Annotated in this window: 26 protein-coding genes and 1 pseudogene; 13 read left to right on the top strand and 14 right to left on the bottom strand. The window is 63.1% G+C overall.

Features of this window, described 5'->3' with window-relative positions:
- Positions 1–169 precede the first annotated feature (169 nt).
- Positions 170–844 carry an ArsR/SmtB family transcription factor gene (locus tag NKI39_RS28560; RefSeq protein WP_352539797.1) on the bottom strand — a complete coding sequence of 225 codons (675 nt, stop codon included), beginning with the start codon at positions 842–844 and terminating at the stop codon, positions 170–172.
- Positions 845–913: 69 nt separating this feature from the next.
- Here NKI39_RS28560 and NKI39_RS28555 point away from each other — a divergent pair, with 69 nt between their 5' ends.
- The 3 genes from NKI39_RS28555 to NKI39_RS28545 all read left to right on the top strand — a co-directional run bounded on the left by NKI39_RS28555 (position 914) and on the right by NKI39_RS28545 (position 1,899).
- Positions 914–1,129 (top strand): DUF1127 domain-containing protein, encoded by a 216-nt coding sequence (locus tag NKI39_RS28555; RefSeq protein ID WP_352836022.1) that lies wholly within the window; start codon positions 914–916, stop codon positions 1,127–1,129.
- A 96-nt stretch (positions 1,130–1,225) separates the two neighbouring features.
- Positions 1,226–1,558, top strand: coding sequence for an NIPSNAP family protein (locus NKI39_RS28550; RefSeq protein WP_352614759.1), 333 nt, complete (start codon positions 1,226–1,228; stop codon positions 1,556–1,558).
- Positions 1,555–1,899 (top strand): antibiotic biosynthesis monooxygenase family protein, encoded by a 345-nt coding sequence (locus tag NKI39_RS28545; RefSeq protein ID WP_352836019.1) that lies wholly within the window; start codon positions 1,555–1,557, stop codon positions 1,897–1,899. The genes NKI39_RS28550 and NKI39_RS28545 overlap by 4 nt, the downstream gene beginning before the upstream one ends.
- Here NKI39_RS28545 and mbfA read toward each other — a convergent pair.
- Positions 1,896–2,879 carry an iron exporter MbfA gene (mbfA, locus tag NKI39_RS28540; protein WP_352473594.1) on the bottom strand — a complete coding sequence of 328 codons (984 nt, stop codon included), beginning with the start codon at positions 2,877–2,879 and terminating at the stop codon, positions 1,896–1,898. The two genes, NKI39_RS28545 and mbfA, sit on opposite strands and share 4 nt — an antisense overlap.
- A 179-nt stretch (positions 2,880–3,058) precedes the next feature.
- Here mbfA and NKI39_RS28535 point away from each other — a divergent pair, with 179 nt between their 5' ends.
- The 3 genes from NKI39_RS28535 (at position 3,059) to NKI39_RS28525 (ending at position 5,297) form a co-directional block, all read left to right on the top strand.
- Positions 3,059–3,376, top strand: a complete 318-nt coding sequence (locus NKI39_RS28535; RefSeq protein ID WP_352451855.1) for a hypothetical protein — start codon at positions 3,059–3,061, stop codon at positions 3,374–3,376.
- Between the two features lie 197 nt (positions 3,377–3,573).
- Positions 3,574–4,551, top strand: a complete 978-nt coding sequence (locus NKI39_RS28530) for a threonine/serine dehydratase family protein (RefSeq protein WP_352614761.1) — start codon at positions 3,574–3,576, stop codon at positions 4,549–4,551.
- A 92-nt stretch (positions 4,552–4,643) separates the two neighbouring features.
- Positions 4,644–5,297, top strand: a complete 654-nt coding sequence (locus tag NKI39_RS28525) for a glutathione S-transferase family protein (RefSeq protein WP_352836016.1) — start codon at positions 4,644–4,646, stop codon at positions 5,295–5,297.
- Positions 5,298–5,333: 36 nt separating this feature from the next.
- Here NKI39_RS28525 and NKI39_RS28520 read toward each other — a convergent pair whose 3' ends face one another.
- From NKI39_RS28520 to NKI39_RS28505, 4 genes are read right to left on the bottom strand one after another with little or no spacing between them, the layout of a single operon-like run.
- Positions 5,334–6,470: an ABC transporter permease gene (locus tag NKI39_RS28520; RefSeq protein WP_352473617.1), complete on the bottom strand. Its 1,137-nt coding sequence runs from the start codon at positions 6,468–6,470 to the stop codon at positions 5,334–5,336.
- A gap of 8 nt (positions 6,471–6,478) precedes the next feature.
- Entirely contained in the window at positions 6,479–7,399 is a 921-nt protein-coding gene (locus NKI39_RS28515) for an ABC transporter ATP-binding protein (RefSeq protein ID WP_023679007.1), read from the bottom strand.
- Complete coding sequence (locus NKI39_RS28510) at positions 7,396–8,349, bottom strand: HlyD family secretion protein (RefSeq protein ID WP_352817890.1); 954 nt, start codon at positions 8,347–8,349, stop codon at positions 7,396–7,398. Before NKI39_RS28510 ends, NKI39_RS28515 begins: the two co-directional genes overlap by 4 nt.
- On the bottom strand, positions 8,346–9,062 hold the full coding sequence (locus tag NKI39_RS28505) for a CerR family C-terminal domain-containing protein (protein WP_352836013.1): 717 nt from the start codon (positions 9,060–9,062) through the stop codon (positions 8,346–8,348). The genes NKI39_RS28510 and NKI39_RS28505 overlap by 4 nt, the downstream gene beginning before the upstream one ends.
- 87 nt (positions 9,063–9,149) lie before the next feature.
- Between NKI39_RS28505 and NKI39_RS28500 the strand changes: the two genes are divergently transcribed.
- Genes NKI39_RS28500 through NKI39_RS28490 form a run of 3 tightly spaced genes read left to right on the top strand, consistent with a single transcriptional unit; the run spans position 9,150 to position 11,400 of the window.
- Positions 9,150–9,623, top strand: coding sequence for a CYTH domain-containing protein (locus NKI39_RS28500; RefSeq protein ID WP_352473606.1), 474 nt, complete (start codon positions 9,150–9,152; stop codon positions 9,621–9,623).
- Positions 9,620–10,561, top strand: a complete 942-nt coding sequence (locus tag NKI39_RS28495; protein ID WP_352836010.1) for a CHAD domain-containing protein — start codon at positions 9,620–9,622, stop codon at positions 10,559–10,561. Before NKI39_RS28500 ends, NKI39_RS28495 begins: the two co-directional genes overlap by 4 nt.
- Positions 10,562–10,602: 41 nt before the next feature.
- The gene (locus tag NKI39_RS28490) at positions 10,603–11,400 is read left to right on the top strand and encodes a C40 family peptidase (protein WP_352684032.1); all 798 of its coding nucleotides are present in this window, start codon (positions 10,603–10,605) and stop codon (positions 11,398–11,400) included.
- A 126-nt stretch (positions 11,401–11,526) separates the two neighbouring features.
- Here NKI39_RS28490 and NKI39_RS28485 read toward each other — a convergent pair whose 3' ends face one another.
- Positions 11,527–12,330 (bottom strand): helix-turn-helix domain-containing protein, encoded by an 804-nt coding sequence (locus NKI39_RS28485; protein WP_352451850.1) that lies wholly within the window; start codon positions 12,328–12,330, stop codon positions 11,527–11,529.
- Between the two features lie 115 nt (positions 12,331–12,445).
- Between NKI39_RS28485 and NKI39_RS28480 the strand changes: the two genes are divergently transcribed.
- A complete protein-coding gene (locus NKI39_RS28480) occupies positions 12,446–13,306 on the top strand; it encodes an SMP-30/gluconolactonase/LRE family protein (protein WP_352836007.1) in 861 nt (286 codons plus the stop codon).
- Positions 13,307–13,321: 15 nt separating this feature from the next.
- Here the strand turns inward: NKI39_RS28480 and NKI39_RS28475 are convergent.
- The 3 genes and pseudogenes from NKI39_RS28475 to NKI39_RS28465 all read right to left on the bottom strand — a co-directional run.
- Positions 13,322–13,570: pseudogene (locus tag NKI39_RS28475) on the bottom strand (sodium-independent anion transporter); the annotation flags it as partial.
- Positions 13,571–13,829: 259 nt separating this feature from the next.
- Positions 13,830–14,531 (bottom strand): phosphatase PAP2 family protein, encoded by a 702-nt coding sequence (locus NKI39_RS28470; protein ID WP_352451848.1) that lies wholly within the window; start codon positions 14,529–14,531, stop codon positions 13,830–13,832.
- A gap of 14 nt (positions 14,532–14,545) precedes the next feature.
- Positions 14,546–14,884: a hypothetical protein gene (locus NKI39_RS28465; protein ID WP_023679017.1), complete on the bottom strand. Its 339-nt coding sequence runs from the start codon at positions 14,882–14,884 to the stop codon at positions 14,546–14,548.
- A gap of 201 nt (positions 14,885–15,085) precedes the next feature.
- Here NKI39_RS28465 and NKI39_RS28460 point away from each other — a divergent pair, with 201 nt between their 5' ends.
- Positions 15,086–17,077 carry a PhoX family protein gene (locus NKI39_RS28460; RefSeq protein ID WP_352614773.1) on the top strand — a complete coding sequence of 664 codons (1,992 nt, stop codon included), beginning with the start codon at positions 15,086–15,088 and terminating at the stop codon, positions 17,075–17,077.
- Positions 17,078–17,178: 101 nt separating this feature from the next.
- Here the strand turns inward: NKI39_RS28460 and NKI39_RS28455 are convergent, their stop codons facing one another.
- The 4 genes from NKI39_RS28455 to NKI39_RS28440 all read right to left on the bottom strand — a co-directional run bounded on the left by NKI39_RS28455 (position 17,179) and on the right by NKI39_RS28440 (position 20,216).
- The gene (locus NKI39_RS28455) at positions 17,179–17,859 is read right to left on the bottom strand and encodes a GNAT family N-acetyltransferase (RefSeq protein ID WP_352614776.1); all 681 of its coding nucleotides are present in this window, start codon (positions 17,857–17,859) and stop codon (positions 17,179–17,181) included.
- Positions 17,856–18,347 carry a MarR family winged helix-turn-helix transcriptional regulator gene (locus NKI39_RS28450; RefSeq protein ID WP_352539811.1) on the bottom strand — a complete coding sequence of 164 codons (492 nt, stop codon included), beginning with the start codon at positions 18,345–18,347 and terminating at the stop codon, positions 17,856–17,858. Before NKI39_RS28450 ends, NKI39_RS28455 begins: the two co-directional genes overlap by 4 nt.
- Positions 18,348–18,513: 166 nt before the next feature.
- Entirely contained in the window at positions 18,514–19,275 is a 762-nt protein-coding gene (locus tag NKI39_RS28445; protein ID WP_352614795.1) for an ABC transporter permease, read from the bottom strand.
- Between the two features lie 14 nt (positions 19,276–19,289).
- A complete protein-coding gene (locus NKI39_RS28440; protein WP_352472842.1) occupies positions 19,290–20,216 on the bottom strand; it encodes an ABC transporter ATP-binding protein in 927 nt (308 codons plus the stop codon).
- 262 nt (positions 20,217–20,478) lie between these two features.
- Here NKI39_RS28440 and NKI39_RS28435 point away from each other — a divergent pair, with 262 nt between their 5' ends.
- Both NKI39_RS28435 and NKI39_RS28430 read left to right on the top strand, forming a co-directional pair.
- A complete protein-coding gene (locus NKI39_RS28435; protein ID WP_352614778.1) occupies positions 20,479–21,852 on the top strand; it encodes a cytochrome ubiquinol oxidase subunit I in 1,374 nt (457 codons plus the stop codon).
- Positions 21,849–22,853 (top strand): cytochrome d ubiquinol oxidase subunit II, encoded by a 1,005-nt coding sequence (locus tag NKI39_RS28430; RefSeq protein WP_352539814.1) that lies wholly within the window; start codon positions 21,849–21,851, stop codon positions 22,851–22,853. Before NKI39_RS28435 ends, NKI39_RS28430 begins: the two co-directional genes overlap by 4 nt.
- Positions 22,854–22,938: the final 85 nt, after the last annotated feature.

Below are 22,938 nucleotides of genomic sequence, written 5' to 3'. Positions count from 1 at the left end.
CTCTCTCAGCGTTCCTTTCTGACCCATTCGGCAGCGAAAGTCATAAGACAAGCAATTCCAGGAAAAGTGTGAAACGGTTTTCCGTCCGGAATTGCGTCAAAACAAAGAGATAGAGCGGTTCGGTGTTTCCGTGAAACGACGAGCCGTTCTAGTGCGTCGAAGCGAGCCGTCAGGCGAGAAACGTCTTCTCGAACGCCTGCTTGCCTGTCGGCGAGAAAATCACCGCACGGCTGTCCTTCTCGCGCCGCGCCCATTTCTCGGCGAGGATCTTGTCGAGAATGGCGGCGCCCAGCGTGCCGGCGAGGTGCGAACGCCGCACGCTCCAGTCGAGGCAGGCCCGGCACACCGGTCGCCGCGCCTTGCCCTCGACATCGATGCCGATCGCGGCGAAATGCGAGGCGGCCGACGGCCCAAGCTGAATCTCCTCATCATCTCGCAGGAGCACTTGTCGAGCGACGAGACGGTCCAGCATCGCCACCGCCTGCTCGCCGGCGAGGTGGTCGTAGCAGACCCGCGCCACGCGCATGGCCGCGTCGCGTGGGCCAGGCCGCACTCGTTGCGGCCCGGCCGCAGCGGCAACACCGGTGATCGCCTCGATCATGCCGGCTACCTGCGGGCCAGCGAGGCCGTAGTAGCGATGCCGTCCCTGGCTTGCCAGCGTCAGCAGCCCGCCTTCCATCAGCTTCGACAGATGGGAGCTCGCTGTCGGAAGCGACACGCCGGCCTCGAGTGCCAGTTCACTCGCCGTCAGTGCCGTGCCGCCCATCAGTGCGGACAGCATGTTTGCCCGCGCTGGATCGCCCACCAGGCTGGCAATGCGGGCTATGTCAGGTCCTTCGCGCATAGTTCGTTCCTCATCGAAGCATCCTCGTCAGATAAAGCATTAGTCTCGATGCAAATCAAGGAGACAACTATGCCTGCAAGGATCGCTTTCGGCGCCGCGCCTGCTCGCCGGCCGTTCCCGTTCATTGTCTTGCGCCGCTTGTGGCGGCGGCTCCTGAAGCGGTGGTTCGACCGTCATTTGCAGCGTCTCGACCTCGCCGAGATCGACGATCATCTGCTGCGTGACCTTGGCCTGACACCTGAAGACGTCCGCCGCGAATGCGCGAAATCGTTCTGGCAGGCATGATCGGCGAGGGATTTGCCTAGCATATCGATCTTCGGAACGTTTCGATCCGGCTCGAACTGTGACCGCCAGAAAACATCCACCGCCACGGAGGCGAAAATGACCATTACCTGCTTCATCCGCTACGAGATCGATCCGTTCGGCAAGGCGGCGTTCGAGGAATATGCACGCAATTGGGGGCAGGCGATCCCGCGTTGCGGCGCCGATCTGATCGGCTATTTCGCGCCGCACGAAGGCTCGGCCACCAGGGCTTATGCCGCCTACAACATCGACAGTCTTGCGGCCTACGAAGCCTACCGCGCCCGGCTCGCCGCCGATCCCGCCGGTAAGGCGAATTACGAGTTCGCCCGGCGGGAAAAATTCATCCTGAAGGAGGACCGCACCTTCCTCAAGCTGGCCTCCGGGCCACATGCTCCTTTGGTGAAACCATGATCGCCGTCATCTTCGAGGTCGAGCCGGCGGCGGGCATGCGCGATGCCTATCTCGGCATCGCCGCCGATCTGCGCCCACTGCTCGACGGCATCGACGGCTTCCTGTCGATCGAGCGCTTCCAGAGCCTTGCCGATCCGAACCGCATCCTGTCGCTGTCCTTCTGGCGCGACGAGGATGCGGTGAAGGCCTGGCGCAACACGCAGGAACATCGGCAGGCGCAGAAGGCCGGGCGCGGCGGTATCTTGGCGGACTATCGTTTGCGTTTCGCTCATGTCGTGCGCGATTACGGCCTGACCGAACGCGCCGAGGCGCCTCAGGACAGCCAGGCGGTGAATGGTTAAGCATTCCCGATCAGCACCCCTGCCGCAAACACCAGCGCGCCACCCAGCACCACCTGGAAGGCGGCGCGCCAGAATGGGGTCTGCATGTAGCGGTTCTGCACGAAGGCGATCGCCCACAGCTCGAAGAAAACCACCACGGCGGCGACAATGGTCGCCGTCCAAAAAAGCGGGATGAGATAGGGCAGCGCATGGCCGAGCCCGCCCAGCGTCGTCATGACGCCGACGGTCAGCCCGCGTTTTGCCGGCGAGCCGCGGCCAGATAATTTGCCGTCGTCGGAAGCCACCTCGGTGAAACCCATCGAGATGCCAGCGCCGATCGAGGCGGCAAGCCCGACCAGAAAGGTCTGGAACGTATCATGCGTGGCAAAGGCGGCGGCAAAGATCGGCGCCAGCGTCGACACCGAGCCATCCATCAGCCCGGCCAGCCCCGGTTGCACATAGGTCAGGATGAACTGGCGCTGCTCGGCCGCCGCCTCTTCGTCCTTGACCGCGCCCGGCACATGCTTTTGCTCCAGCCGCTGCGCCAGTGTCTCGTGGCCCTGTTCTGCGATCGCCAGGTCGTCGAGCAGCTTTCGCGTCGACGCATCGCCTGTGCGTTTGGCCGCCTCGATATAGAACAGGTAGGCTTGGCGCTCCATGGCCTCGGCCTGGCTGCGCACATGATCGATGCCGAGCGGCCTCACCAGCCAGTCCGGCTTGCGCTCGTAATAGCCCTTCACATGTTCGCGCCGGATCAGCGGTATGCGCTCGCCGAAGCGCTTGCGGTAAAGCTCGATCAGCGAATCGCGATGGCCGTCCTCCTCCTCCGCCATCTCCTCGAACACCTTGGCCGATTGCGGAAAGCTCTCCGCCAGCCCGTCGGCATAGGCGCGATAGATGCGCCCGTCATCCTCCTCAGAGGAGATGGCGAGCGCCAGGATCTCCTGTTCCGAGAGCGATTCAAAGGGACGGCGGCCGAAGCCGAAAACGCGGGAAAGCATGAGAAATTCACCCTAGTTTAGAACGGTTCTAAACTAGAGCTTCGCACATCCTCGGTCAATCGTGCCCGCTCCACTCATGCTCAAAGGTACAGGCTTCAAAATCCCGAACACATTGCCGTTGCTATCGGCAAACGTTCACCTATATAACCGAATCTCAACCAAGAGAAAGGAACCCGCAGATGCTGGAAAAACAGCAGCCGTTTGACCCCAAGCCGGTTCTCGACCTGATCGCTAACATCGAGGCGGACTTGCAGCGCCTGAAAGGGCTGGTCGAGCAGCAGGTCGAAAAATTTGATCCCGCCAATCCGCATAACAAGGCTCCCGACGGCAAGTTGACCGAGGAGGGCGTCGAGTGCTGCTATCGCCTGTTCGACGAAGGCAAGTCGCGCTATTCGGTCGCTCAGCAGATGAAGATCTCCTTCGCCGCTGCCACCCATCGCTTCAACACCTGGCGCAAGATCGGCGGCCCCAAACGGCAAAAGACGCTGTTGGGGTGAGGGGCGGCCGGCAATGCCGGTAAATCGGCAGCGATTTGTCGAAATGACGAATGCATGGCGGAGGGCGGAGGAGAGGTGGGTGACAGTCACGCCCACTCCTGCCTCCAAGTCGAATTGTAACGGTCACATTTTTTCATTGGTGCGCGGCTTCCCTTTCCGTGCACCATAGGCCGTCTCATCTCTTGCAGGACCCAGCCATGATCACCCCTCCCGGCATCGCCGATATTCACAGTGCAGCAGCGCGATTGTCCGGACTGATCGTCGAAACGCCGCTGATCGAATCGCCGGAGTTGAACAATCGCTTCGGCGCCAGGATCCTGTTCAAGCCGGAGACGTTGCAGCGCACCGGCTCGTTCAAGTTCCGCGGTGCATACAACAAGCTCTCCTCGCTCTCGGCGGAAGAACGCGCCCGCGGCGTCGTCGCCTTCTCGTCGGGTAATCACGCGCAAGGCGTTGCCGCCGCAGCGGCGATGTTCGGCGTCAAGGCCGTCATCGCCATGCCCGCCGATGCGCCGGCGATGAAAGTCGGCAATGTCAGGAAGATGGGCGCGGAAGTGATCACCTTCGACCGGGTCCGCGACGATCGCACTGCCGTCGTCCGTTCTTACGTGGAAAAGGGCATGGTCCTGGTGCCGCCCTACGACGATCCGGCCATCATCGCCGGCCAGGGCACGATCGGCCTCGAATTGATGCGCCAAGCAAGAGCGCTTGGCGTCAGCCTCGATGCGGTAGTGGTTCCCTGCGGCGGCGGCGGGTTGAGCAGCGGCATTTCGATCGCGGTCAAGGATGCCCCGCCGGGCACCGCCGTCTGGGCCGTGGAACCTGAGCATTTCGACGACACACGCCGCTCGCTGATCAAAGGCGCCAGGGTGTCGAACGCGCCCGGCCACACCTCGATCTGCGATGCCCTTCTCGTCGCCGAGCCGGGCGCCATCACTTTCGAGATTAACCGCAAGAATCTCGCGGGCGCCATCGCCGTTTCCGACAAGGCGGTGGCACAGGCGATGCGCGATGCGATGGCTTGTCTGAAGCTGGTGGTCGAACCCGGCGGTTGCGTCGGCTTGGCCGCGCTGTCGTCAGGCGAGATCGACCTTGCCGGGAAATGCATTGCCGTGGTGCTCTCCGGCGGCAATGTCGATCTCAGCACCTATGCCGAGATCATTGCTGCCAGCTAAGATAGCAACCAATTCCAGGTCATGTGCCGGTTCGAGGCGCTCGAGCCTCCGTTGCGCCCAGCCGAACCGGTACCCTTCAAAGACTGAGATCAATGAAACTGTTCTTCAGCCGCAATCCCAATCCTCGCCTCGCGGTCGCGGTGGCACGGTATCTCAACGTCAAGGTCGAGTTTGAATTCGCCTCTCCCTTCGCTCCGGGCCAGGCCGAGCGATTTCGGCCGCTCAATCCAAATCTTTCATTGCCCATCCTCGTAGGCCTGGGAAAAAGCCTCTGGGAGGCCGACGCCATAGCCTGCCGCCTTTCACGCGACACGCATTCGCATTTCTGGCGCACCGGCGACGACGAGCCCGAGATGATCCGATGGCTGAGTTGGGGGAAAGAGAACTTCGCAAGAGCCTGCGACGTCGTGCATTTCGAACGCGGGACCAAACAGCGCTATGGGCTCGGCCCGATCGATCAGGCGCGGGTTGAGGAGGGCCTGAGCGACTTCCGCACGGCCGCTGCCATACTTGATGCCGAGCTTTCTGAGCGAGAATGGCTGGTCGGCGCTTCGGTTTCCTATGCCGACTTTCGAATGGCGACGTTTCTGCCCTTCAACGATGTCGCCCGATTGCCGCTCGATGACTATCCCTCTGTCAGTCGCTGGTATCTTAAACTCGAAGAAATCGACCCCTGGCGCGATCCCTTCGAAGGGCTCAATGCGCCTGAATTGACACCGGTCCCGGGCCAGGCCAAGTCCGTGTAAATCTCGATCATTTGCACAAGCGGATCGAGTTCGACCCTAATCCAGCGTCCGGCGGAACCGCACCAGCGCAATACCGGCGAACAGCGCCACGAACACCACCAGCCAGCCGATTTCCGTTGCCACCGCCGGCAGCTCGGCGCCCTTCAGCATCACCGCGCGGATGATGCGCAGGAAATGCGTCAGCGGCAGCACCTCGCCGAAAATCTGCGCCCAGTCCGGCATGCCGCGATAGGGAAACATGAAGCCGGACAGCATGATCGACGGCAAGAAGAAGAAGAAAGTGAGCTGCAGGGCCTGCATTTGCGTGCGGGCGATCGTCGAGATCGTGTAGCCGAGCAGCACCAGCGCCAAGACGAAGATAAGGACCGCCGTCAACAGCAGCGACATCGACCCGGTGAAGGGGATGGCAAACAGAAGCTTCGAGGCTGCCAGCACCACCAGTACCTGCACGGCGCCGACCGCCAGATAGGGCAGCACCTTGCCCAGCATTATCTCGAGCGGGCTGGACGGCATCGCCAGAAGGTTCTCCATCGTGCCGCGCTCGGTCTCGCGCGTCAGCGCGATCGAGGTCATCATCACCATCGTCATCTGCAGGATGACGCCGAGCAGGCCGGGCACGATGTTGTATTGTGAGACGGCTTCCGGATTGTAGCGCCGGTGCACCACCACCTGGAGCTGGCCCCGGGCAGCTTCGGCCGCCGTCTCCTGCATACCGCGTGCCCTGAGCAGCGCCTGATTGGCGACGGTGCCGAGCGTCGAGATGGCGCCGCTGGCGACGGCCGGGTCGGTCGCATCCGCCTCGATCAGAATCTGCGGGCTGTCGCCGCGCTCGACCCGTCGGGCAAAATCGGCGGGAATGGTGACGACGAAGGCGACGTCGCCGCGCGCCATCAGGAATTCGGCTTCGGCGGCACTTTGCGCAACATGGTCGAAGCGGTAATAGCCGGTGGTCTGCAGCGCCGAAACCATGGCCCGCGTGTAAGGATCGCTGCTCATCGTCACCAGCGCTGCCGGCAGGCTCTTCGGATCGTTGTTGATGGCATAGCCGAACAGCACCAGCTGCATCAGCGGTACGCCGAGCATCATGGCGAAGGTGATGCGGTCGCGCCGCATCTGGATGAACTCCTTGATCAGCAGCGCGCCTAGCCTGGCGAACGAAAAGATGCTGTCTATCCCATTTTTCATCCCATGTTGTCCTTCGAACCGGACATGAACTGGATGAACACATCTTCCAGGCTGGTCTCGCCGGGCGTCACCGTAACGCCCTCGTGCTCTTTCTCGACATCGGCGAGCGCTGCCTGAAGTGCCGTCCTGTCGGAGCCGACGACATGCAGCGTCGCGCCGAACGGCGCCACCTGGTCGACGCCGGGGCGGCCATGAAGTGCGGCAGCGACCTGATCGAGCCGCGGCCCTTGCAGGACGAAGGTGGTCAGCCCGGCATTCCTCACCACGTCCTCGACCGTGCCGGTGGCCAGCATCTTGCCGTAGGAGATGTAGCTGATGCGGTGGCAGCGCTCGGCTTCGTCCATGTAGTGGGTGGAGACCAGCACGGTCAGGCCGCCGCTCGCCAGCCGGTGGATCTCGTCCCAGAATTCGCGTCGCGCTTTCGGGTCGACGCCCGCCGTCGGTTCATCGAGCAGCAGCAGTTTCGGCTTGTGCATGATGCAGGCGGCCAGCGCCAGCCGCTGCTTCCAGCCGCCGGACAGGGTGCCGGCCAACTGGTTCCTGCGCGATGTCAGGCCGAGCTCCTCAAGCGTCTTAGCAACGTGCTCGTCGAGCGGCTTCAGCCGGTAGAGCCGTGCCACGAATTCGAGATTCTCGCCGATCGTGAGATCTTCGTAGAACGAGAATCTCTGCGTCATGTAGCCGACTTCGCGTTTGATCCGCAGGCTGTCGGTGCGGATGTCGAAGCCCAGAACGGTGCCTTCGCCCTCATCCGGCGTCAGCAAGCCGCACATGATGCGGATGGTCGTCGTCTTGCCCGAGCCGTTCGGCCCGAGGAAGCCGACGATCTCGCCCTCGGCCACAGCCATAGTCACATGATCGACGACGGTCTTGTCGCCGAAGCGTTTGACCAGGCCGTGCACGTCGATGACGTTCATTTTCCGATGTCCGCCAGATCGACGTCGACGATCTGCCCGGGCTGCAATGCGCTGGCGTCGCCCTCCGGCCGCGCTTCGACCAGATAGACCAGCTTTTGCCGGGTCTCGAGCGAGTAGATCACCGGCGGCGTGAATTCCGGATCCGGCGACACGTAGCTGACGCGAGCCTTCACGCCCGATCCGCAGCCGTCGCAATGGACGTTGAGCAGCGTGCCGACGTCGACCGAGGAGAACGCGCTTTCCGGCACATAGACGCTGAGCTTCACCGCGCCATCCGGCAGCATGGAGATGACCGGCGCGGTCGGCCCGGCCGTGTCGCCAGGATAGCGGATGACATCGTTGACCCGGCCGGGCGAGGGCGCCGTCAGCACGCGCTTCGACAGCCGCCATTGCGCTTGCTCCAGCGCCGACTGCGCCTGCCTGACCTGATTGTCGGCGGCCTTGATCGTCTCCGGCCGTGCCGGCAGGCCGCCGACGGCGAGATTGGCCTCCGCCTGGCCGACCTGCGCGTTGGCCGTCTCCAGCGTCGCGGAAGCCGTGTCGTAGTCGGCCTGTGTGCCGGTGCCGCGTTTGAACAGATCGCTGGCGCGGATGTAACGGCGTTTGGCGTCGGCGGCTTGCGCCTTGGCCATGTCGAGCTGCGCCTTGAGCACCGCAATCTCTTCAGGCCGCTTGCCGACCTGCAGGTCGGCAAGTTGCGCCTGGGCCTGCGCAAGGGCCGCCTCGGCTTGTGCGATGGCGATCTTGGCGTCGGCGTTTTCCAGCGTCACCACCGGCGTGCCGGGCGCGACGCGGTCGCCGCGCTTGACCGCAATCGTCTCGACCTGCGCCACCTCGATCGGCGCGAGCAGGACGTAGTCGCCCTCGACGTAGCCGACGGCGAGCGGTGCTCCCGGCGCGCAGGCGCTGAAAAGCTGGGCGGCAAGCGGCAAAGAACAGAGCAGGCTCATGATCCACGATCCTTCCGGACAGCCAAATCGCGCCGAGCCAAAATCGCGCTGAGATTATCCGTCACCACCGCCGCGATCTTTCCGGCCTCGTCATTGCCGATCTCGCGCCAGCCCATGCGGCGCATAACCGCCTCGCGGCCGATGCGGAAATAGACGACCTGGCCAATCAGCGTGAACACGGTGAGTTTTGTGCGCTCGCTCTCGGCCGGCTCGCCCGTCGCCTGTTCCCAGATCAGGCAGAGCCGGTTATGCGCCGGTTCGAACACGCCGTCATAGATACGGTCGAGCGCCGCGGTAGGATGCGACAGCTCGCGCAGGACGAACTGTACAATCTCGCCGGCTTCCGGCCTTGCCGCGATGAAGGCGACCATCCGCTCCAGTGCGACGGCTAAATGTGCCCGCGCGGCCTCGGTGTCGACCAATGCCGCGACCGGCGCCTGCAGATTGCCGATCGCCTGGCCGGCAACGGTCTGGATGGTGTCGACGATGTAGTCGGCCGCCGCGTTGCGGAGCCCTTCCTTGCCGCCGAAATGATAGGCGATCGAGCCGATATTGGCCTTGGCCTCCGCCGCGATCTGGCGCGTCGAGGTGCCGTCGAAACCTTGCCGTCCGAACAGTTTCAACGCCGCGCGGACAAGTGCCGCCCGCGTCATATCGGCGGCGGTCTTGGGCGCCTCATGAGGAAGGCCGCTGGCGCTGGGCGATTTGATCATGGCCACAATTTAATCAATCGAATGATTAAAGTCAAGTGCGGTCAAGCGGCTTGCCAACTCTGGCCGTGCGCGCTTTAGTGCCTGGCCATGGGCAAGGAAATCGAGCGTAAATTCCTGGTCTCAGGTGAGGAATGGCGGGCAATGGTCGAGGCGGACATTCATATCCGTCAATTCTATCTTGTCGCCGAACCCAGCCGTACGGTTCGTGTTCGCATCAGCAACGATGCGGCCGCCAAGCTGACGCTCAAGTTCGGCAGCCAGGCACGCGAGCGCGATGAATTCGAATATCCGGTACCTTTGGCGGAGGCGCAGGAGATGCAGGCCTTTGCCATCGGACATGTCATCGAGAAGACACGCCACCATGTTAAACATCGCGGCTATCGCTACGAAGTCGATGTCTTCGGCGGGACGCTTGCGGGGTTGGTGATCGCCGAGCTCGAGACGCCGGATGATATACAGGACGAAATGCTGCCACATTGGCTCGGCCGTGAAGTCACCGGCGAGCCGAGATTTTACAACGCGTCGCTCGCCCTTGGGGGGATTCCGGAGATCGTCGCATGAGCTTTCGTATCGATCCGCGCATGTCGCTGACCGGAGAGGTCAGGCGCATCCTCGCCGAGGAGATCGGCAAGGTGATCGACCATCTGAACGCGGCGCGTGACAGGCCCGAACCGGGGCTGCACAAATGCCGCAAACGGCTGAAGAACGTCCGCGCCTTGCTGCGCCTTGTCCGTTCCGGAGACGAAACATTCTGCGTGACGGAGAATCAGTGCTACCGCCAGGTGGCGGCCCTGCTTGCCGGCCCGCGCGAGGCGACCGCGCTGGTCGAAACAATCGACCGGCTGGCGCCAAGCTTTCCCGAGCAAAGTGCCGGCGATGGCCTCGGTGCCGTGCGTGACAGGCTCGTCGCGCGCCAGCATGAACTGCATGGCGGAGGAGGCCTCGATGCTGCGATAGGCGCGGCGATTTCCGCTTGCGAGGAAGGTGTCGCCCGGATCGACAAGCTCGCTCTGCCCGACAAGCCGGAGCAGGCTGCCGACGTGCTCGCCGAAGGCGCGCGCACCACTTTGCGCCGTGCCAGGAAAGCGCTGGACAAGGCGGCTTCGCGCGGCGAAGCCGATGACTTTCACGACCTGCGCAAGGCGGCCAAGACGCATGGCATGCACCTGTCGCTGCTCGGCCGGCTGTGGCCGACGCCGATCAAAACGCGGCGCAGGGCCGTCGACGAATTGGGCGAGCGGCTCGGCGAGCTGCACGATGTGTTCGTCATGCGCGCGCTTCTCGATGCCGAGGACCAGCCACTCGGTCCTGCTGAAGAGACGCGGTTGCTTGCCAAGCTGCTGAAGCGTTCGGAAAAGAGCCTGAAAAAGACCTGCCTCGCCGAGGCGGCCGAGCTTTTCGGCGACAGCCCGAAGCGCTCGACGAGGAAGTTCGCCCGTAAGGCGCGCGAAGATCTCACAGTTGCGCACGAAGACGCCGGCACGCCTGGCGTGGGCTGATCATGGTCTAACTTGCCGCCCTGTGGTAATCGCCGTCTGGCATGACCGAGCCCGGCGACACGCTTCTGGACCGACTTGGCCGCTGGCTTGCCGGCCGGCTGCAGGAGGAATCGTCCGGCTACGAGCCTTACACGCCGTCGGACGCCGAAACGTTGCGCCGCACGCTCGAGCCCGGCGACATCCTGCTCATCGAAGGCAACCAGAAGATCTCGGCGGCGATCAAATACCTCACCCAGTCGACCTGGTCGCATGCCGCCTTCTATATCGGCGATGCATTACCGGAGCCGGAGGACGGATCGGAGCGGCGGCGCCTGATCGAGGTCACGCTCGGCGATGGCTGCATCGCCGTGCCGCTGTCGCGCTATCGCAGCTACAACACCCGCATCTGCCGGGCGAGTGGCCTGGCTCCGGACGATCGCGAAGCGGTCGTCGCGTTCATGATCGGCAGGCTCGGTCTCAGATACGATCTCAGGAACATATTCGACATGCTGCGCTACTTCTTGCCGACGCCGCCGGTGCCGGTGCGCTGGCGCCGCCGCATGCTGGCTTTCGGTTCCGGCGACCCGACGCGCGCCATCTGCTCGTCGCTGATCGCCGAGGCGTATGGCCTGATCCGCTACCCGATCCTGCCGGAGATTACCCGGGCGCCTGGCCGTGCCTCGGCCCAGTCGAGCTTTTCGCGCAGGGAAATCCTGCACATCCGCCATCACTCGCTCTACACGCCGCGCGATTTCGACCTGTCGCCCTATTTCCGTATTGTCAAGCCAACGCTGGAATACGGCTTCGACTACCGGCAGATGGTCTGGGATGACAAGGTGGCGAACAAGACCGCCGAATAGCCGCTCGATCTTGTGTTTGAGCAGGGGACCCTCTGAGAACCGGTTTGCGGCCGATACTCAGGGGTAAGAAGCTCAGTCAGACTGGCTGCCGCCAACAGCCCGGACTCGGTCGTTCTGCATTTTGACCTAGGCCGGCAGACGTCGTCCGTTTGCGGCAGCCGCAACTCGATCGTCGGTCCGTGCGCCTGCGTCGCGCGGATGCGGCCCGATCGGCATGATCACTGGGAACGGCGTTGCGCCGAACGCAAACGTCCATTTGTAGCCGACCAGTCGGTCTTCAGGCGTCGTGTGCTGGTCGTGATGAGCAAGCAATTTGGCGCGCTCCGCCAATTCCTCCGCCTCGCGCCTGACCATTTCCGCCGTTTCCGGCCGCATCCGCCTGGAGAAGCTGACGAACGTCGACTCGCGCTCAAGATGGGTGATGGCCCAGCCGATGAAATTCTTGTTGGTCGTCTCGAACAGCGGCCGCAATGGCCCCTCGAAATTCCACTGGATCGGCGCCTCGATCAGCAGCCTTGCCGACAGGCCGCGACCGAGCGCGACCAGGCCGAGTTCCTCGAGCTCGCGCAGATAGAGGAACATCGAAGCCTCGCTCAGCCCTTGTGAGCGCATGATGCCTTCGGGCGTGAATTTCTCGGAAAGCATGACAAAGACGAACAGCAGTGCCGGCCGCCCGGCGAGCTTGCGCTCGATCTCCGGCGCGATCTGGTTGGCGGGTCCTGGTCCCCTGTTCATTGAGCCGAGCACGTTTTCCAACTCTACGCCGGCGGCAGTGCAGATCTCCATCAGCCGGTCGAGCTTGCAGTTGCGCTCGTGGAAGATGCGCTTCACCGTCGGCTCGGAAACACCCATCCGCTCGGCAAGGACGCGATAGGTGATGCCCTTTGCCTTAAGCGTCCGCTTCAGCGCTTCGAAGATCAGGCCGTTCATGGGATGCACCTCTTTTGCACGATTTGGTATCAGCCTTCGGTACTAGTCCTGATAGCTCTTCCCGAAAAGTATCGAAAGGCCTAGCTCTCCGCCAGTCCATTACAGGAGACTAGCCATGAAGAGCCTCTTCACCTCGATGCTTCTCGCCCTGGTCGGCATCGCCGCCGCGCCGGCAGTTCAGGCCGCTGAACTCTGGCGCACCGGCGGCCTCGAGCAGCCTGAATCGGCGCTGTTCGACGCCGCCGGCCAGCGCGTTATCGTCTCGAACATCGTCGGCAATCCCGGCGAAGCCGACGGCAACGGCTATCTGTCGATCCTGTCGATGGACGGCAAGCTAGTCACGCAACACTGGACCGACGGCATGGACGCGCCCAAGGGCATGGCGATTGTCGGCGGCAAACTCTACGTCGCCGACCTCACCCATGTGCGCGTCGTCGACCTCGCAAGCGGCAAGCTAACATCGACGATCGACGTGCCGAACGCGGTCTTTCTCAACGACATGACCGCTGATGCATCCGGCAATGTCTACGTCACGGATATGCTTGCCGATACGATCTATCGCATCGACCGCGACCGGCCCGAACTGTTCGTCAGGGATGCGGCGCTTGCTTCGCCGAATGGCATCTTCGCCGATGGCGGCCGGCTGATCGTCGCTTCCTGGGGCAAGGGCATCAAGCCCGACTTCAGCACCGCGGAGCCGGGCGGCCTGCTCTCGGTCGATCTTGCTACCAAGGCCGTTTCGCCACTGGCTGGCGCGGAAAAGTTTGCCAACCTCGATGGCGTCGTTGCCATCGGCGGCAGCATCTACGCCACCGCGTATATGACCGGCACGCTCTACCGCTACAAAGCCGGCGGCACGCCGCAAGCGGTTGCGACGTTCAAGCCGGGCAGCGCCGACATCGGCACCGACGGCAGGTCGACAATCTTCGTGCCGCTGATGAACGAGGGCGAGGTCTCAGCGTTGGGCCTCGACTAAGCCGGCGTTGCCAGCTCAAGCGGCGGGCGCGGCTCTCCTCAGCTGCGCCCGCGCATCCGTGATCGAGGCGCGTAAGTCACCAGCGGCCGCTTGACGCCGTGGTTGATCAGCATGCGGCGTATCCTGCGCTGAAGCGCCTGATATAATGAAGCGAACGCCGGCGCGGCTCGCCTTGTGGGCCGCGCCCTCGATGACATTGGCTGCCGTCGAATCGAAGAACGGCACCGCCGAACAGTCGAGGATGAAGTTCCTGCGCTGGCGCGGGCGGCGACGTCTTCCTGCACCAAGGATTGATGATCTGCCTCCAAACATGCAGCACTCTTTGCCAGCCGATGCGCTGTCATGCTACAAACCTCGGCATCGTTTGGCGGGACATCCGCTGCGATCCCGATTTCACAGGAACGACTTCAAAAGGATGAGCGGGTGAAGATATTCAAAGCGTTGGCAACCTCGACAGCCTTGCTGTCGATGGTTTTCCTGCTGGCAGGCTGCGGTCATGGCCTGATCAACAGGCTGATTTGAGTCAGGTGCCGTCGGCCCGCCCAAGCCATCGCTGCAGGAACCGTGCCGCAAGCCAGCACAGCATCGCCCAGGCAAAGCCGGCGCACCAGCCGGCCAATACGTCGGACGGCCAGTGGACGCCGAGATAGATGCGGCTGATGCCGACCACCACTGTCGTCAGCACCGCCAGCCCGAGTACATAGATCTTCGTTGTGCGCCCGGGCAAAACCCGCGCCGCCATGCTGCCCAGCGTCAAATACGTCACCGCCGACAGCATGGCGTGGCCGCTCGGAAACGAAAGCGATGCCACATCGGCGAGATGCGAGACCAGATCGGGGCGCGGCCGGTCGATGTCGAATTTCAGCACGCTTGACAGGAGCTGGCCGCCCGCTACCGCGACGAACATGAGAAGCGCCGCGCCTGGCCTGCGGATAAGGAGCAGATAGACGATCATTGCTGCCGTGATCAGCAGCAGTACGCTGGCGCTGCCGAGGCTGGTGATGTCGCGCATCGCCCCTTCCAGCCACGCCGGTCCGATCGGATTGTCGGGCTGGCCGGCCTTGCGGAAGGCAAGCAGGATTTCGGTGTCGAAGGCATGCGGCGTGGTCGCCCGCGCCAGCTCCATCAGCTCCTCGAACCCCCACAGCCCGCCGGCAATGACCAGCCCGGCCAGCAGAACCGGGAACTCCAGCCAGTTGGGCAGTCTGCTTGCAATCTTCTTCATCGGCCCGATCGCAGTTACAGCCTTTGCAGATAGGGCCCGAGCGTGATCAGCGCCACAGCTGCGATGGCAAGCACGATGCCGGTTGCCTGCAAGGCATTGACGCGTTCGCCGAAGAAGACCAGCGCCACCACATTCACCGACACCAGCTGGATCACCGCCGACAGGCTGAACGACACCGACATGCCGAATTCACGGATCAGCCTCAGCATGATCAGATTGCCCAGCGAGTAGAGCGCCAACGTCAGCACGATCTTGCCGAGGCTCGGCGCCAGCCCCCACTGTTTTGCGGCCATCGCCGCCAGCAGGAAGATCACCGTCGAGACGCAGAGCTGCCCAAGTCCCCAGAAACTCACTTTTGTTCCTCCCGATGCGGTCCCTACCGCCTGCCGCAGCTCTTGTTTCCGAAGCGCCGGTCGCGGTCAAGCGGGGCCGATGTTGGATACGAAATCGCAGGTGGCAATTTAGCCGGCATGTCATCAAACTGTGACCTGCCGGTAATACCGGATTGGCCAGGCAACACGCTCCAGCAATCCATCCAGCCAGAGGCAGGCCCTATGACCGAACATCGCACCCCTGACGCCCATTTCCGCACCAGCCTGCTCGAGGAAAACGATGGGCCAGGAGCCAATCCCACCGACAACCGCACCATGGGTGAGATCATCGCCGCGCGGTTCTCACGCCGCGGCTTCCTCAAGGGTTCGCTTGCCGTCTCGGCCATAGCCGCTACCGTCAGCCCGCTGGCGCTGATCACCGCCGACAACGCCCGCGCCGCCGAAGGCTCCGCCTTCGCTTTCGACGAGCTCGAGGCCGGCATCGACGACAAGCATCACGTCGCACCTGGCTATGACGCCGACGTGCTGCTGCGCTGGGGCGATCCGCTGTTCGCCGATTCGCCGGGATTCGATCCGACAAAACAGTCGGCGGAAGCCCAGGCCAGACAATTCGGCTACAACAACGACTATGTCGGTTATATCCCGATCGACGGCTCGGCCGAGCACGGCCTGCTGGTCGTCAATCACGAATACACCAATCCGCACCTGATGTTTCCGGGCCTCGTCACCATCGTCGATGGCAAAGCCAAGCAGGCGCCCCTCAGCAAGGAGCAAGTCGATGTCGAGATGGCCGCGCATGGCGGCACTATCGTCGAGATACGCAAGGTATCAGGCAAATGGCAGGTCGTTCGCGACGGCAAGCTCAACCGCCGCATCACCTCCAACACCGAGATCGCGCTCTCCGGCCCGGTCGCCGGCCACGACCGCGTCAAGACCAGCGCCGATCCGACCGGCACGAAGGTCATCGGCACCATCAACAATTGCGCCGGCGGCGTCACGCCGTGGGGCACCTATGTCATGGCCGAGGAGAACATCCACGGCTATTTCTCGGGCGAGCTGCCGCAGGGCCACAAGGAGGCGGCCAATTACAAGCGCCTCGGCATTCCCGAAGGTGCCTATGAATGGGCAGCGCATTACGACCGTTTCGACATCGGCAAGGAGCCGAACGAGCCGAACCGCTTCGGCTGGATCGTCGAGGTCGACGTCCAGGATGCGACTTCGGCGCCGAGGAAGCGCACCGCGATGGGCCGCTTCAAGCATGAGGGCGCCGAATCGATCGTCGCCCAGGATGGCCGTGTCGTCTTCTATCTCGGCGACGACGAGCGCTTCGACTATGTCTATAAGTTCGTCACCACAGGCAAGTTCGATCCGGACAACCGCGCCGCCAACATGGATTTGCTCGACGACGGCACCTTGCATGTCGCCAAGTTTGCCGACGACGGTTCGGTCGAATGGCTGCCGATCGTCTTCGGCCAAGGGCCGCTGACGGCGGAGAACGGCTTTGCCGGCGAGGCCGATGTGCTGATCGAGACGCGCCGCGCCGCCGACCTGCTCGGCGCCACCAAGATGGACCGCCCGGAAGACATCCAGCCCAATGCCGCCAACGGCAAGGTCTATGTCATGCTGACCAACAATTCGAAGCGCAAGGCCGACCAGGTCGACGCCGCCAACCCGCGTGCCGAAAATGCCTTTGGCCACATCATCGAGATCGTCGAGGACGGCGGTGATTTCACCGCGACAAAGGGCAGGTGGGAAATCCTGCTGAAATGCGGCGATCCCGCTGTGGCCGACGTCGGCGCCACCTTCTCGACCGCAACCACCGCCAATGGCTGGTTCGGCATGCCGGACAATTGCACGGTAGATTCGGCTGGCCGCCTCTGGGTCGCCACCGACGGCCAAGGCCCGAAAGCCACCGGCCGCACCGATGGTCTGTGGGCTGTCGATACGGAGGGGACGGCACGGGCGACATCAAAGCTGTTCTTCCGCGTGCCGATCGGCGCCGAAATGTGCGGTCCCCTGTTTGCGCCGGACGACCAGACCGCCTTCGTTGCGGTCCAGCATCCGGGCGACGGCGGCGAGGACTGGGAGGCTTTCGGCCGTCCGTCCTACTATGAGGATTTGTCGACGCGCTGGCCCGACTTCAAGCCGGACATGCCGGTGCGCCCGGCGGTCGTTGCCATCACCAGGCAAGGCGGCGGCAAGATCGCGGTCTGACACGCAGCCAGCTCTTGCAGTCTCAAGGAAGGATTTCGGCGGTACGAAATCCTTCCTTCCGATACGGGATGCATCCATGCTGCGCATCATGCGCCGACTAATCATTCGGTGCGCTGAACCACGGCCACATTCATTGTGCTTCGCAACCTGAAGCCGATGGACTCGTATAACGCTATGGCCGCGGCGTTGCTGGCATAGGCGTGGAGATAGGGAACTTCGCCGCGCGCCACTATCCGGTTTGCCACTAATAGGGACAGCAGCTTTCCTAGGCCACCGCCGCGAAATTCCGGATGTGAGCACACCCCGCTGAGTTCGGTATAGCCAGGTTGCTTCATGCGCTCGCCGGCCATTGCCGCGAGCCTGCCCTCGATTTTCACACCCCAAAAATCGCCCAGGCTCAAGGCTTCGAGCGTGAATGGGCCAGGCTTGGTGAGCAATGCCAGGGCGAGCATCTCAGCAGCATCGTCTCGGGTCAGACGATGCACGCGCGGGTCGGAGACGATCTGCAATGGCTGCTCGGCGATCATCTGAACCCCGGCTGCGGTCGAAGTCGCGGAAAGCCCCGTGGGCAGAGCAATCGCGTCCGCTTGAAGCAGGATCATACTCTCGCCCGGGGAGACAAGGTTTTCGAGCGCCCGCAGGCTTTCCGGGTCGTCCGCGCCAGTGGCGGCGAAAGGGACGATCGACGGCCGATATCGCATGGCGAGGTTGTCACCCTCCGCGAAGGCCCGATGTCGCGTCTGAAGCGCGCTCCAGATAGGGCGGTCGAGCAGATGTCTCATTGCGCGGCACCCTCAGGCTTATTTACACGACGGTCGAGAGGAGCAGCGGCGAGGCCGTCCTCGATGGCAGCCAGCTGCTCAAGAAGCGGCCCCGAAAAACCTGCGCACAAATCCGCGACCACGTTCTCGATGCAAGGCCAGACGTCGCGCTTTGCGACATCGACCAGCCGCCGGCCGTCCCGAGTAAGCGAGACGATCCTGCGCCGCTGGTCATCGGTCGACGGACTGACTTCGAGCAGTCCCAATTCGGCCAGAAGCGAGACGCTTCGCGTTACGCCTGGCTGCGCGATGCCAAGGGATTGCGCCAGTTCCCCGACCGACAGCGGACCCAGCCTGTCGAGCGCGGCCAGCAGCGGGTATTGGCTCGCCTGAACCGGGACATCCAGCCTGTCGAGCAGGCGCTGCGCCTCCGCTTGCAGTTGCTCGCCTATACGCTTCAGCCTGCTGCCCAGGCACAGAAAGCCAAGCGATCGTATGACGTCTTCCATAGGCCAATTCATCCCCATGAACACCGATAACATGATATATAACAATGCATGAAAAGCAAGATCGAGGCATTCAAGCGCGGGTTCCAGGCATCGGGCGCAGGCCTATCGCCTTCGGCCAGGAAAGGTCGATCGGTCAGGCTGCTTCGCCTGGACGAGGCCCGTTCGATCAGTTGCGCAGCCGGTAGCCGGTCCTGAAGATCCAGGCGACGATCGTTATGCAGATGAGCAGGAAGACCACCGTCATGCCGAGGCTGACGCCGACCGAAACGTCGGACTTGCCGTAGAAGCTCCAGCGGAACCCACTGACCAGGTAGACCACCGGGTTGAACAGCGTCACCGTGCGCCAGATGCCGGGCAGCATGTTGATCGAATAGAAGCTGCCGCCGAGGAAGGTCAGCGGCGTGATGATCAGCAGCGGCACCAGCTGCAGCTGCTCGAAGCTCTTCGCCCAGATGCCGATGATAAAGCCGAACAGGCTGAAGGTCACCGCCGTCAGCACCAGGAAGGCGAGCATCCAGAACGGATGCTGGATCGTCAGCGGCACGAACAGCGAGGCCGTCGCCAGGATGATCAGGCCAAGCACGATCGACTTTGTCGCCGCGCCCCCGACATAGGCGATGACGATCTCCAGATAGGACACCGGCGCGGACAGTAATTCGTAGATCGAGCCGACGAATTTCGGAAAATAGATGGCGAAAGAGGCGTTGGAGATCGATTGCGTCAGCAGCGACAGCATGATCAGCCCCGGTACGATGAAGGCGCCGTAGCTGATGCCGTCGATCTCGGTGATGCGCGAGCCGATGGCCGAACCGAAGACGACGAAATAGAGCGACGTCGAAATCACCGGCGAAACGATGCTCTGCAGCACAGTGCGAAGGGCGCGCGCCATCTCCACCCGATAGATCGCCCATACCGCATGAAGATTCATGGCCGCGCGCAGGTTCATGCCGGTTTCCTCACCAGGTTGACGAAGATCTCCTCGAGCGAGCTGTTTTCCGTATCGATGTCGCGGAACTGGATGCCGGCCGCCTCGAGCTCGCGGATCAGCGAGGCGACGCCCGGCCGTTCGCTCTGGTTGTCATAAGTATAGGTCAGCTGTCCGCCATCCGGCGAAAGCTCCAGCGCGTAGTGCGAAAAAGCATCGGGAACGGTGGCCAGGGGACTGCGCAGTTCCAGCACAAGCCGTTTGCGGCCAAGCTTGCGCATCAGCTCGGCCTTGTCCTCCACCAGCACGATCTCACCGCGGTTGATGACGCCGACGCGGTCGGCCATCGCCTCGGCTTCTTCGATGTAATGCGTGGTCAGGATGATGGTGACGCCGTCTTCGCGCAGCCGGCGCACCATCGCCCACATGTCCTGGCGCAGCTCGACGTCGACGCCTGCCGTCGGTTCGTCGAGGAACAGGATGCGCGGTTCGTGCGACAGCGCCTTGGCAATCATCAGCCGGCGCTTCATGCCGCCGGACAGCGTGATCGCCTTGGCGTCCTTCTTGTCCCAGAGCGACAGGTCGCGCAGCACCTTTTCGACGAACGCCTTGTCCGCCGGCTTGCCGAACAGGCCGCGGCTGTAGTTGACCGTCGCCCACACGCTCTCGAAGGCGTCGATGGTCAGTTCCTGCGGCACCAGCCCGATCAGACTGCGCGCGGCGCGGTAGTCGCGGTTGATGTCATGGCCGTCGACGGTGACGGAACCCGACGAGCGGTTGACGATGCCGCAGACGATCGAGATCAGCGTTGTCTTGCCGGCGCCATTCGGCCCGAGCAGCGCAAAGATCTCGCCGCGCACGATGTCGAGATTGATCTCCTTCAGCGCCTTGAAGCCGGTGGCGTAGGTCTTGGTGACCCCGGAAATCGAGATGATCGGCTGCATGGCTGAAAACGACTGCTTGAAACAGAGTTGTTGATTTAATCCGCTGAATGTCGGTCCGCAAATCCGGATGTCAATGGCGCTCCCGACAGTTCTGGACATCGAGGTTCGCCGGAATAGGCAACACCTGCCCGGTCGTCCAGCCAAATTCCACGCAAAAGCAGATTAACCGCACTGCGGCGTTCCGCCTCGCGGCGGGACGCCGCTTTGACCGTCCGGTGCATCAAGCCTATCCTTCAACAAACAAGCAGCAGCCGGAGCCGCCATGGACCCGCTCATTCTGTCGCGCATACAGTTCGGCGCGAACATCTCGTTCCACATCCTGTTCCCGGCGATCACCATCGCGCTCGGCTGGGTGCTGCTGTTCTTCAAGCTCCGCTACAACGCGACAAACGATTCCGCCTGGATGCGCGCGTATTTCACCTGGGTTAAGGTATTCGCGCTGTCCTTCGCCATGGGCGTGGTTTCCGGCGTCACCATGAGTTTTCAGTTCGGCACCAACTGGCCGGGCTATATGGAGACGGTCGGCAACATTGCCGGCCCGCTGCTGGCCTACGAAATCCTGACCGCCTTCTTCCTCGAGGCGGCGTTCCTCGGCATCATGCTGTTCGGCTTCCGCCGCGTCTCGAACCGCGTCCATACGCTGGCGACGGTGCTGGTGGCCGGCGGCACCACCTTGTCCGCCTTCTGGATCATCGCGCTCAATTCGTGGATGCAGACACCGGCCGGTTTCGAGATGCGCAATCGTGTTGCGCACGCCACCGACTGGTGGGCCGTTGTCTTCAATCCGTCCATGCCCTACCGGCTCGTTCATATGCTGCTTGCTTCGGGGCTGACCGTCTCGTTCCTGATCGCCGGCCTGTCGGCGCTGCGCTATCTCTACGGCGATCGCTCGGAATCGATGTGGAAGGCCCTGCGCACCGGCGTCTTCACCGCCGCTATCCTGATTCCCATCCAGATCTTTGCCGGCGACCAGCACGGCCTCAACACGCTGGAACACCAGCCGCAGAAGATCGCCGCCATGGAAGCCAACTGGAACACCGGTCCCAACGTGCCGTTGGTGCTGTTTGCTCTTCCCGATGAAGCGGCCAAGCAGAACAGGTTCGAGCTCACCATTCCGGATGGCGCCAGCCTCATCCTCAGGCACAGCGCCGGCGGCATCGTGCCGGGTCTGAACGATTATGCCGGCAACCATCCGCCCGTATTTCCGGTGTTCTGGGGCTTTCGCATCATGGTCGGCACCGGCCTCCTGATGCTCGCCGTCTCCTGGTCGGCGGCCTTCTTCCTCAAGCGCCGCCACGGCCTGCCCAAGCCGCTGGCGCTTGTCATGGTGCCGATGGCGCTGTCCGGCTGGCTGGCGACGCTGGCCGGCTGGTACACCACCGAGATCGGCCGCCAGCCCTGGCTGGTCACCGGCGTGCTGCGTACCGCCGATGCTGTCGGGCCGGTCGCCGGCAGCCATGTCGCGCTGTCGCTCGCGGTCTATCTCATCCTCTACGTGCTGCTCTTGATCGCCTATCTCGGCGTGTTGGTGCATCTGGCATTGAAGGCGGCGAAGGATGGTGACACCTCGCCGCTACCGGGCGTCATGAACAGGCCGCTGTCGCAGCCGGTTGCGCAACCAGGAGAAACATCATGAGCGTCGACTGGCCGACCCTGCTGCCTCTGATCTTCGCCGGGCTGATGGGCCTCGCTATCCTGATCTACGTCATCCTCGACGGCTTCGATCTCGGCATCGGCATCCTGTTCGCCGCAGCCGAAGACACCGAACAGGATACGATGATCGCCGCCATCGGCCCGTTCTGGGACGCTAACGAGACCTGGCTGGTGCTGGCGGTCGGCCTGCTGCTGGTCGCCTTCCCATTGGCGCATGGCACCATTCTGACGGCGCTCTACATTCCGGTCTTCGTGCTGCTGGTCGGCTTGATCCTGCGCGGCGTCGCCTTCGATTTCCGCGCCAAGGTGCCGGCCGGCAGGAAGCACCGCTGGAACCGCATCTTTTTCCTCGGCTCGGTCGTCGCGTCGCTGGCGCAAGGTTATATGCTCGGCGTCTATGTGCTCGGCCTCGACGTCGGCCCCGGCGGCGTCGCTTTCGGCGCGCTGGTGGCGCTCTGCCTTGCCGCGGCCTACGCGGCGATGGGCGCGGCCTGGGTCATCTATAAGACCGAAGGCGATCTGCAGAAGAAGGCGGTGCTGTGGCTGCGGACGGCGCTGGTGCTGACCGCGCTCGGCATGGTCGCGGTATCGCTGGCCACGCCCTTTGCCAGCGCGCGCATCTTCGACAAATGGTTCGTCTGGCCGGCCATGCTCTATTTGTCGCCGCTGCCGATCCTGTCGGCAGTGCTGTTCCTGTGGCTGTGGCGCCAGACCTTCCATCTGCCGAAACCCGGCGACCGCCACGCGCTGCTCCCGTTCCTGACATTGGCCGCGATCTTCACGCTCGGCTTTGCCGGCCTCGCCTGGTCGTTCTACCCCTTCGTGGTGCCCGACCGGCTGACCATCTGGCAGGCTGCTTCGGCACCCGAAAGCCTGGCCGTCATCCTGGTCGGGACGGTCGTCGTGCTGCCGATCATCATCTTCTATTCGTTCTTTGCCTACCGGGTGTTCGCCGGCAAGGCGACGGATCTGACCTATGACTGACCGGCATCGCCGTCGCAGCCTGAAACAGAATATTCATCTTCAAGCGGAATAACCTTCTCTGGCCGGACCAGCAGAATCGCCGGCA

The sequence above is a fragment of the Mesorhizobium sp. M0664 genome (assembly GCF_040320565.1).
In the GTDB taxonomy this organism is placed as follows: Bacteria; Pseudomonadota; Alphaproteobacteria; order Rhizobiales; family Rhizobiaceae; genus Mesorhizobium.
This window is presented reverse-complemented; position numbering and strand designations above follow the sequence as displayed.